This window comes from Pseudomonas sp. WS 5010, from assembly GCF_012985565.1.
Taxonomy (GTDB): domain Bacteria; phylum Pseudomonadota; class Gammaproteobacteria; order Pseudomonadales; family Pseudomonadaceae; genus Aquipseudomonas.
Window position 1 is genome coordinate 1,021,601 of record NZ_JAAQWQ010000001.1, and the last position, 8,839, is coordinate 1,030,439.

Below are 8,839 nucleotides of genomic sequence, written 5' to 3' on the forward strand. Positions count from 1 at the left end.
GCACCGTTTCTGTAAGGAGTCCCATGGAGTTTTTGGCTGAGTATGCAAGTTTTCTGGCTAAAACCGTTACGTTGGTCGTCGCCATTCTGGTGGTGCTGATCAGTTTTGCGGCGTTGCGCAGCAAGGGCCGGCGCAAGAATGCCGGGCAGTTGCAGGTCAGCAAACTCAATGATTTCTACAAAGGCCTGCGCGAGCGCCTGGAGCAGACCTTGCTCGACAAGGATCAGCTCAAGGCCCTGCGCAAGTCCCAGGGCAAGGCCGAGAAAAAACAGAAGAAAACCCCCGAGGCCAAACCACGGGTGTTTGTCCTGGATTTTGACGGGGACATCAAGGCCTCAGCCACCGAGAGCCTGCGCCATGAAATCACCGCGTTGCTGAGCCTGGCCACACCCAAGGACGAAGTGGTGCTGCGCCTGGAAAGCGGCGGTGGCATGGTCCACAGCTATGGCCTGGCGTCCTCGCAATTGGCGCGGATCCGCGAGGCGGGCGTGCCCTTGACGGTGTGCATCGACAAGGTCGCGGCCAGCGGCGGCTACATGATGGCGTGCATCGGCGAGAAGATCATCAGCGCGCCGTTTGCCATCCTCGGCTCGATTGGCGTGGTGGCCCAGTTGCCCAACGTCAACCGCCTGCTGAAAAAGCACGATATCGACTTTGAAGTACTCACTGCTGGCGAGTACAAGCGCACCCTGACGGTGTTTGGCGAAAACACCGAGAAGGGCCGGGAGAAGTTCCAGGAAGACCTGGACATCACCCATCAACTGTTCAAGAACTTCGTGTCGCGCTACCGCCCGCAACTGGCCATTGACGAAGTGGCTACCGGCGAAGTCTGGCTGGGCATCGCGGCGCTGGACAAGCAACTGGTGGACGCCTTGCAGACCAGTGACGAATACCTGGCCACCAGGGCCAAGACCGCCGAACTGTTCCACCTGCACTATGCCGAGCGCAAAAGCCTGCAAGAGCGGGTGGGCCTGGCGGCCAGCGGCTCGGTAGACCGGGTACTGCTGACCTGGTGGAGCCGCCTGACCCAACAGCGCTTCTGGTAACCCCCGCCTTGTAGTCGGCTTGCAGACCATGACGATCTTCAGATCGCTATTGCCCGCAAGCTGGCTCATATATCGCCGCAATGCAGGCTATACACGTTGTTGTCGTCCGGGGCGCCCTGGCAGCGTAGGGGATTACACAGTGCATCTTAGGTAGTAATCCCCTTTACCCAAGTCCATTCTCTTTGGTGTTGCGCGACCTGCTTACATTGGACACTGGTATTGCTGGCTGTAATTCTTGGGCTCTACCCCAAAGGGGTTATTCTCAAGGATAAGGAATCGCCTGATGCTCGGTTACTATGCGCACTACAGCCAGTATTACATCACCACGCTGATGCTCTTCACCACCCTGTTTTTTGCCTTGCCGATCTTTATCGCGCCGATTGCCTGGGCCCGGGCGATGCGCTGGACGATTCCCGAGCATCAGCATCTGGCCATTTATTTTGGGCGCTGCCTGGGGGCGTTTATCCTGGTGGTGGAAGTGGCGATGTTGCGCTCGGCAACTACGGGCACCAGCTTTAGTTATGCGTTCGATATGCTGTTCGTAGTTTTCTCATTGATGTTTGTGGTGCATGTGTACGGGGCTTTGAAACGTATCCAGCCTATTACTGAAACCCTGGAGATCGGCTTCTGGATGATTCTGTTTGTGCTCAATATGCTCTTCTATCCAGCTCAATCAATTACTTTCTAATCAGCACCTGCGCTATAGCCATCGGCCGCGATTATCAGCACTGAGCATTGTCCGCAGTCCCCTGAATATGATCGTGACGTTGGCTTGATTCTACGCCAGCGCTAAATAGCGATCGTGCCATTTGTGCGGGGGCAGGGCACGAGGATGGAGCATCGTTGATCGGGAATTGTATCTCTCGATCTGCCCCCAGCTGTACGGGGCGAGGCGCCACAGAACCCTCTACTGTCAGTGCAACAATAAATCGCCTGGATAACGCCCCATGTTCATGTCCACCAGCCTGCTGTCGGCCTTTGCGCTGTTTGCCTTCGTGTCTTCGATTACCCCTGGGCCCAATAACACCATGTTGCTGGCGTCGGGAGTGAACTTCGGTTTTCGCCGCTCGATTCCCCATGCCCTGGGGATCAGCGTGGGTTTTATGGTGTTGGTGATTTCGGTCGGCCTGGGCCTGGGGGAAGTGTTCAAGGCGTGGCCTTGGGCCTACACCGCATTGCGTTACATCGGCGCGGCGTATTTGTTGTACCTGGCGTGGAAGATCGCGACTTCAAGCGCGATGTCGGATGACACGGACGGCAAGCGCAAGCCCATGACCTTTCTCGCCGCTGCGGTGTTTCAGTGGGTCAACCCCAAGGCCTGGGTCATGGCGTTGGGGGCGATCACCACCTATACGCCGGCGGAAGGTTACTTCACTAACGTGCTGATCATTGCCGTGGTGTTTGCTGTGGTCAACTTGCCGAGTGTGTGCGTGTGGGCCGGGTGTGGCACCGGTTTGCGCAATGTCTTGCGTGAGCCGCGCTGGTTGAAGCTATTCAACTGGTCGATGGCGGGGTTGTTGGTGTTGTCGTTGTACCCGATGTTTTTCCTCGGGTGACAGGTTCGGGATATCAAGCCTTGGGGCTATCGTGAATGACTCTAATGAACTGTGAGAATTGACAGTATCGGACAGTCAGTGGCTTGCCCACTATCAATTGCTGTCCACGGTTTTCGAGCCTTTCAACGAATGTTGTTTTTGGGGCGTCGTTAAACCATCAATCTTGAGTCAATGGAGTGTCACCCAATGTCTAAGGAACTCATCAGCCCGCCGGGCGCAGACGCGTTGCAACCCCATCCCGAAGCCGGAGGTTCTGCAGAGGGGTTCAAAGCCCCGCCCTCTCAGTTGGCCTATCTCAAAGACAACTCGGTTAACCCAGCCAGGTACTTGATGATGTCCAGCGGATACGTCATGACCACCAAGGATATTAACCAGGCCTCGAAATTCCTGGTTATCAGTTATGGCGACGGGAATTGGTACATTATGACGGTCGATACCGCAGAGTATCTTTCGTTTACCGACCGCAGCTACCTCTACGCCTATTCGGGCTGGAGTAATGCGAGATACGTGACCCTCGACCCCGTGAGCTTTAAAAGATACCCGGGGCTCTATCTGCATAATGGCTACGTCTGTTGCAATGGCCTCAAGGACAAGCCAGACAGCCTGATGAACGTCCATCCCGAGTTGATCAACTAGCGGTTAAACACGCCAAATCGTGCGCTGGGTACAGCGGTGTATCACGCGCACCTTGACCCGGGTTTCAGACCGGCGAGATCGTAGCCAGCAGGCCGATTCCAACGGTCAGTGCCAGAAACCCGAGAAGAAAAAATGCCATCTTAGCCATGGGGCCTCCAAAAGGAAGAAGGGCGGCTGGAGAGTTCCTGCCGATGAGCCATTGTCGCGGTTGTGGTCTGTTCGGTACAGATGCAGGTGTTAAAGAAAAAAGCGTATCAGATGCAGCTTGCACGCTGCTGTACCGAGGTTTCGGCTGGGGCGTGGAGGTGCCGATCAGACTGTCCGGGCAACTTTAGCGCGCCTGGGATTGGTGTCCAGCCGGCGCAGGCTTTCGACGGCAGGCAGGATGTATTTGAACCACTGCGCGCGGTGCGGGCCTGGCTGGTCGCGCATCTGTTCGATGCCCGGCGATTGAGCTTCATCGATGGGGTAGCAGTCATCACTGCTGCGCCTGCCGTCGCGGTACACAATAAAACCGCCGCGCCCGCTGCCACATTGGTGCAGGTATACCGGCGACAGTTCTCGTTGCTTATCAACGCGCGCATTCAACTGGACGATGTAGGCCCCCATGGCAAGCGACACGCCCACAATCAGCCCCAGGCATAGCACCAACTGCCAGGTGTAGCTGGCCCCCGCCTTATCGCAATGCACTGGCGACACAGCATGCAGCTGCCTGCTCGATGCTCTGGCCCACCAGGAACCCGCTACCGCCCCCCAGGTTGACCAGCTGCCCCCGCGAAGGCAGGACGCTGGCCATCAGGGCGAATAAAATCAGGGCCAACAGGACTCTTTTGACGATCGCATAAAGGTTCATGACGGTGCTGACCTCAGGATTTGAAGAGCCCCAGCTTAGAGAGTGCCGGGTTAACGCGAGGTAAACATCCGCTGGAAATCGCTCGACTTCCGTTATCCTTCACTCCTCTGCGCAACACCCGTCCGAGGGGACTTTTTAGTGCATATTCACCTGCTGCTGGTCGAGGACAACCTGGATCTGGCCACCACCGTCATCGAGTACCTGGAGATCAGCGGCATGGTCTGCGACCACGTCACTAATGGCCAGGCTGGCCTTAACCTGGCACTCGCCCAGCATTACGACGTCATTCTCCTGGATATCATGTTGCCGCGCCTCGACGGCCAGCAGGTGTGCGAGCGGTTGCGCCAGCAAGGCAGCCAGACGCCCATTCTCATGCTCACTTCACTGGACGCGCTCTCGGACAAGCTCGCCAGCTTTGCAGCGGGCGCTGACGACTATCTGGTCAAGCCATTCGAGCTGGCCGAGCTGGTGGCCAGGATTCGCGCCCTGAGCATGCGCCGCAGCAGCCAGACCAGCCGCCTGCAGGTAGACGATCTGGTGATGGACCTCACCACCCGCAAAGTCAGTCGCGCCGGGCAGGCGCTGCATTTGTCACCCATCTGCTGGACCTTGCTGGAATACCTGATGCGCGCCAGCCCTGAACCCGTGCCCCGGGAACGCCTGGAAACTTCAGTCTGGGGCGACGAACCGCCGGACAGCAATACCCTCAAAGTGCACATGCATCGACTGCGCAAGGCGGTAGACAAACCCTTCGGCCGGCCGTTGATCCACACCCTGCCTGGGGTCGGTATCCAGGTAAAACCCCATGCGTAACGGCTTGAGCTTGAAGTGGGTGATCAGCGGCAGCTTCCTGCTGCTGATTGCCGTGGTGTTATTGATCTACAGTCAACTATTGCCGGTATACACCGTGCGCGGCCTGCTCTACACCGCCAGTGCGATGATGGAAGAAGAGGCGCAGTACTTCGTCAGGCATTATAAAAAGGACCCGACCACGCCCCCTCCGCACAACTACTTCTTCGAGGGCGTCATTGGCAAGGAAGCCTTGCCGGCGAGCGTGCGTGAGTTGCTCAAGGCGCCGCCGAGCATGTCTTTCGGTGCCGTGCAGGTGTTCGGTGATACCGACTCCGATGACGACGACGCCGAGGTCCGGGCGGTTCTCTCCCAAGACCTGGGCGACGGCAAGACCCTCTATATGTATGACATCGACCATGACCACGAAGAGGGCGGCGAGGTCGAGACGCCGCTGTCCGATGCCTACTTTGACCAGGTGCTGCAAGGCGTGGTGTTCGTCAGCCTGGCGGTGTTCGTGCCGGCGCTGATCATCATCGCCCTGTTGGTCTGGTGGCTGGTGCGGCCGCTGGGGCGCCTGGTGCAATGGTCCAGCACCCTGAAAAACCCTGACGCAATGGCCAGCGCGCGCCCGGATTTCAGCTTCAAGGAGTTCAATACCCTGGCCGACGCCCTGGCCCAGAGTGTCGAGCAAGTGCAGGCCGCCAGCCAGCGTGAAGGCCGCCTGTTGCGCTACACCAGCCATGAACTGCGAACCCCGCTGGCGGTGCTCAAGGCCAATATAGAACTGCTGGCCCTGCAGGCCGGCGGTGTCCTGCCATCCTCCCTGCAGCGTATCGAACGCTCGGTGTTGAACATGCAACTTATCGCCGAGACCTTGCTGTGGATGAGCCGCGAACGTCCCGAACCGCTGCCCGAAGAAGACATCGACCTGAGCGCGTTGGTCGGCGAGCTGATTAACAAGCATCGCTACCTGATCGGCAATCGTGATATCGAGCTGCTTGTCGACATCCACAGCGAACCCTGCCGACTACCCCCCACCGCGTGCCGCATCGTGATCGGTAACTTCCTGCGCAACGCCCTGCAATACGCGGAAGAGGGCCAGGTAGAAATCAGCTTCAACTACCCGCGCCTGGTAATTGCCAACCACATCAGGGAGGCCAAGCCGAGGGAGGAATCCAGCGATTACGGCTACGGCCTGGGGCTGCAGTTGATGCGGCAGTTATGTGCAAAATTGGGCTGGCAGATTGATGTGATTCTTGAGCAGCAGCGTTTTACCGTCGCTCTGGAGTTCACGAGCTTGCAGGGTGTTGGGGCTCCGGGAGGAGGAGGGTGAAGAGTATTGGGTCGACAGGTGGAGTTTTGCGCAAACTGATTGTTGTACTCATGCTCGGTTTTTCGTGAAGTTTTCCTGTCATTGCGGGTGATGGCAGGCCGGTCAAAGTCTCGGCCTTTGGAGCTGCGTTTCATCTGCAACCTGAACCTGCAAAGCAAGGCTGATACCTGGTCGCTGCTGCGTGACATCTCGGCGATCTACCGAGGCATGACTGACTGGGCCTAGGGCCAGGTGTTCACCCTGTCGGATAGGGGTGGGGATAGTTTACAGCTCCCTAAAATATTAACCCTCTGCCTAAGAACACCATTAAATTTTTGTGCCTATTATGACTATGCCGTTATTAGTACTGGTTTTGTAAACTCTTACCTGTCCAGTATTGTCGATAACGTTTGATCGGCATGTTTTGATTTATTTATTTAGTTCTGGCTCGAAGAATTCAATCCCACTACAGCTTCTTCTGCCGCCTGAAGTTTTTACAGGCAGTCGTGTAGCTGCTTTGAGTTCCAATGGAAAGGTAGATCGAAAGTGAAAATGGAATGCTTAATATAAGTATGCATACTATAAGTGAGGCTATTGGAATGCAGCTAATGATTTTTATATTTTTGAACGTGTTACCTGGTGTGATGTTTGCTTTAAAGAATAACATGCCCAGCGAAGTTATGAATGCTAGTGCTGATGAGGCGGTAAGGCAGCTTTGTTGTAGATCTGGCTTGAAGAAGGCTTGGGAGTAAATATGGCTATGCCATGTAACAAACAAGGACGCAGAGAGCAGCGCTCCAAAAAATCAAAGGCACCAAATAACGATGCGGCTTCTTGTTCAAATTTGCTCCTTTCAGCTTTGGTCGGTGTCTTGTAGGTAGTTGAAGGTATCCGACGATCAGTAATTGCCTGCCAGTTAGTAACTGTTACCTATGTGCGTGAACTGATTTGTAACCCATGTGGGTGAGTCATACCCCTCCTACAAGTGCGGAGCGGGTTCCCGAACTTTAATAGGTTTATTTGTAGGATAATTCCTGATTTTTGTTCTGAATGATCCCTGGCGCGCTGTGTAGGCTAGTAATCATCATTTGAAATTATTCACCATGGTGTTGGGCGGGAAAAAGCGAGCAGCGTGTAAGCGCTTTATGCCCTCTTTAAGAATGGAATTTAATGTGTTGTGGCGGGTGTGCTAGTTGACGCGCCGGCTATATGCACTGGTTTCAGTATTGGTTTCGCTTCAGCACTTGCTGCTGCAAAAAAGCCTGGAGGGGAGGGGTATGACTTCAAATAGTTTCCAAAATGAAGTACCAAAGACGCGGGTCAATATAACGCTAGACCTGCACACCGGTAGTGCTCAGAAGAAAGTGGAATTGCCACTGAAACTAATGGTCATGGGTGATTACAGTAATGGTGAGGAACAGCGAAAAGTTAATGTTCACAAAAAAACTTTAACAGCGTCCTCCGTGGTGCGTGCCCCGCAGCACATCCAGGCAATCAATGCCTCAAATGAGTCCGCCAAGCTGGTGGGCTTCGCTCCCGGCACCGCCGGCATGCCCGACGGCGAATACAAGCTGGGCAGCCACACCGTGACCAAATGCCTGGGCGGCGTGCGCCTGGACCGCTCCCTGCACCTCACCGACGTAATGGTCGAAGGAGAAACCATTGACTTCAAAAATGCTTGAAGAGGCCCTGTCCTCCTGTGAGGCCGTCGCGGCCCAGCTGCAATGCCTCGACCCGCTGCTGGCCGAGGTCGCCGGCCGCCTGCGCCGCCAGCCGCCGCAAGTGGCGATGACCGTCGCCCGTGGCAGTTCGGACCATGCCGCCAGCTACTTCGCCTACCTGACCATGCAGCACGTGGGCGTGCCCGTGGCGTCGCTGCCGATGTCGGTGGTGACCCTGGCGCAGGCGCCGCTGAAAGTCAGCGGCCAGGCGGCCTTCGGCTTCTCTCAGTCGGGGCAGAGCCCGGACCTGGTCAACAGCCTGCGCCTGCTGCGCAAGCGCGGGGCCTTGAGTGTGTCGATGGTCAATGCCGAAGATTCGCCCCTGGAAGCCGCCTGCGAATTCCATGTGCCGCTGTGCGCCGGCCCCGAACGCAGCGTGGCCGCGACCAAGAGTTTTATCGCCACCCTGAGCGCCAGCGCCCAGTTGGTCGGCCACTGGAACCAGGAAGACGGCCTGCTCGAAGCCTGCCACGCCCTGCCTGCCGGCCTGCGCGAAGCGGCGACCCAGGACTGGAGCCTGGCCATCGACGCCCTGCGCGATTGCCAGCGCCTGATGGTCATCGGCCGTGGCGCCGGGTTTGCCATCGCCCAGGAAGCCGCGCTTAAGCTCAAGGAAACCTCGGCGATCCAGGCCGAAGCCTTCAGCAGCGCCGAAGTGCGCCACGGGCCGATGGCGTTGATCGACCACAACTACCCGCTGCTGGTGTTTGCCCCGCGCGGCGCCGAACAGCCGGGCCTGCTGACCCTGGCCACGGAAATGCGCCAACGCGGGGCCCGGGTGCTGCTGGCCGCGCCCGACGATATTGCCGAACGCGACCTGACCCTCAGCCGCGCCGAGCACCCGGCACTGGACCCGATCCTGGCAATCCAGAGTTTCTATGTGATGGCTGCAGGCCTGGCCCAGGCCCGGGGCATGGACCCGG

Annotated in this window: 9 protein-coding genes and 2 pseudogenes; 9 read left to right on the forward strand and 2 right to left on the reverse strand. The window is 57.2% G+C overall.

Annotation, left to right across the window (positions count from 1 at the left end):
- Positions 1 to 23: 23 nt before the first annotated feature.
- The 4 genes from sohB (at position 24) to HBO11_RS04865 (ending at position 3,238) form a co-directional block, all read left to right on the forward strand.
- The gene (gene sohB / locus HBO11_RS04850; protein ID WP_169956965.1) at positions 24 to 1,046 is read left to right on the forward strand and encodes a protease SohB; all 1,023 of its coding nucleotides are present in this window, start codon (positions 24 to 26) and stop codon (positions 1,044 to 1,046) included.
- Between the two features lie 283 nt (positions 1,047 to 1,329).
- Positions 1,330 to 1,734 (forward strand): hypothetical protein, encoded by a 405-nt coding sequence (locus HBO11_RS04855; RefSeq protein WP_169956966.1) that lies wholly within the window; start codon positions 1,330 to 1,332, stop codon positions 1,732 to 1,734.
- Positions 1,735 to 1,993: 259 nt separating this feature from the next.
- Positions 1,994 to 2,602 carry a LysE family translocator gene (locus tag HBO11_RS04860; RefSeq protein ID WP_169956967.1) on the forward strand — a complete coding sequence of 203 codons (609 nt, stop codon included), beginning with the start codon at positions 1,994 to 1,996 and terminating at the stop codon, positions 2,600 to 2,602.
- Positions 2,603 to 2,788: 186 nt separating this feature from the next.
- Positions 2,789 to 3,238, forward strand: coding sequence for a hypothetical protein (locus tag HBO11_RS04865; RefSeq protein ID WP_169956968.1), 450 nt, complete (start codon positions 2,789 to 2,791; stop codon positions 3,236 to 3,238).
- A 312-nt stretch (positions 3,239 to 3,550) separates the two neighbouring features.
- Here the strand turns inward: HBO11_RS04865 and HBO11_RS04870 are convergent, their stop codons facing one another.
- Together HBO11_RS04870 and HBO11_RS04875 are read right to left on the reverse strand one after the other, a co-directional pair.
- Positions 3,551 to 3,937, reverse strand: coding sequence for a hypothetical protein (locus tag HBO11_RS04870; RefSeq protein ID WP_169956969.1), 387 nt, complete (start codon positions 3,935 to 3,937; stop codon positions 3,551 to 3,553).
- Complete coding sequence (locus tag HBO11_RS04875) at positions 3,915 to 4,091, reverse strand: hypothetical protein (RefSeq protein ID WP_169956971.1); 177 nt, start codon at positions 4,089 to 4,091, stop codon at positions 3,915 to 3,917. Before HBO11_RS04875 ends, HBO11_RS04870 begins: the two co-directional genes overlap by 23 nt.
- Before the next feature lie 138 nt (positions 4,092 to 4,229).
- Between HBO11_RS04875 and HBO11_RS04880 the strand changes: the two genes are divergently transcribed.
- The 5 genes and pseudogenes from HBO11_RS04880 to HBO11_RS04895 form a co-directional block, all read left to right on the forward strand.
- Positions 4,230 to 4,904: a response regulator transcription factor gene (locus HBO11_RS04880; RefSeq protein ID WP_169956972.1), complete on the forward strand. Its 675-nt coding sequence runs from the start codon at positions 4,230 to 4,232 to the stop codon at positions 4,902 to 4,904.
- The gene (locus HBO11_RS04885) at positions 4,897 to 6,216 is read left to right on the forward strand and encodes a HAMP domain-containing sensor histidine kinase (protein ID WP_169956973.1); all 1,320 of its coding nucleotides are present in this window, start codon (positions 4,897 to 4,899) and stop codon (positions 6,214 to 6,216) included. The genes HBO11_RS04880 and HBO11_RS04885 overlap by 8 nt, the downstream gene beginning before the upstream one ends.
- A gap of 1,256 nt (positions 6,217 to 7,472) precedes the next feature.
- A pseudogene (locus HBO11_RS28590) lies at positions 7,473 to 7,733 on the forward strand (type VI secretion system contractile sheath small subunit); the annotation flags it as partial.
- A gap of 6 nt (positions 7,734 to 7,739) precedes the next feature.
- A pseudogene (locus tag HBO11_RS28595) lies at positions 7,740 to 7,877 on the forward strand (hypothetical protein); the annotation flags it as partial.
- A partial coding sequence (locus HBO11_RS04895; RefSeq protein WP_170058830.1) for an SIS domain-containing protein occupies positions 7,858 to 8,839 on the forward strand: 982 nt, incomplete at its 3' end. The pseudogene HBO11_RS28595 and the gene HBO11_RS04895, both read left to right, overlap by 20 nt.

Coding starts and splice junctions, on each gene's coding strand:
- sohB (WP_169956965.1), top strand. CDS start 24: ATGGAGTTTTTGGCTGAGTATGCAAGTTTTCTGGCTAAAACCGTTACG.
- HBO11_RS04855 (WP_169956966.1), top strand. CDS start 1,330: ATGCTCGGTTACTATGCGCACTACAGCCAGTATTACATCACCACGCTG.
- HBO11_RS04860 (WP_169956967.1), top strand. CDS start 1,994: ATGTTCATGTCCACCAGCCTGCTGTCGGCCTTTGCGCTGTTTGCCTTC.
- HBO11_RS04865 (WP_169956968.1), top strand. CDS start 2,789: ATGTCTAAGGAACTCATCAGCCCGCCGGGCGCAGACGCGTTGCAACCC.
- HBO11_RS04875 (WP_169956971.1), bottom strand. CDS start 4,091: ATGAACCTTTATGCGATCGTCAAAAGAGTCCTGTTGGCCCTGATTTTA.
- HBO11_RS04885 (WP_169956973.1), top strand. CDS start 4,897: ATGCGTAACGGCTTGAGCTTGAAGTGGGTGATCAGCGGCAGCTTCCTG.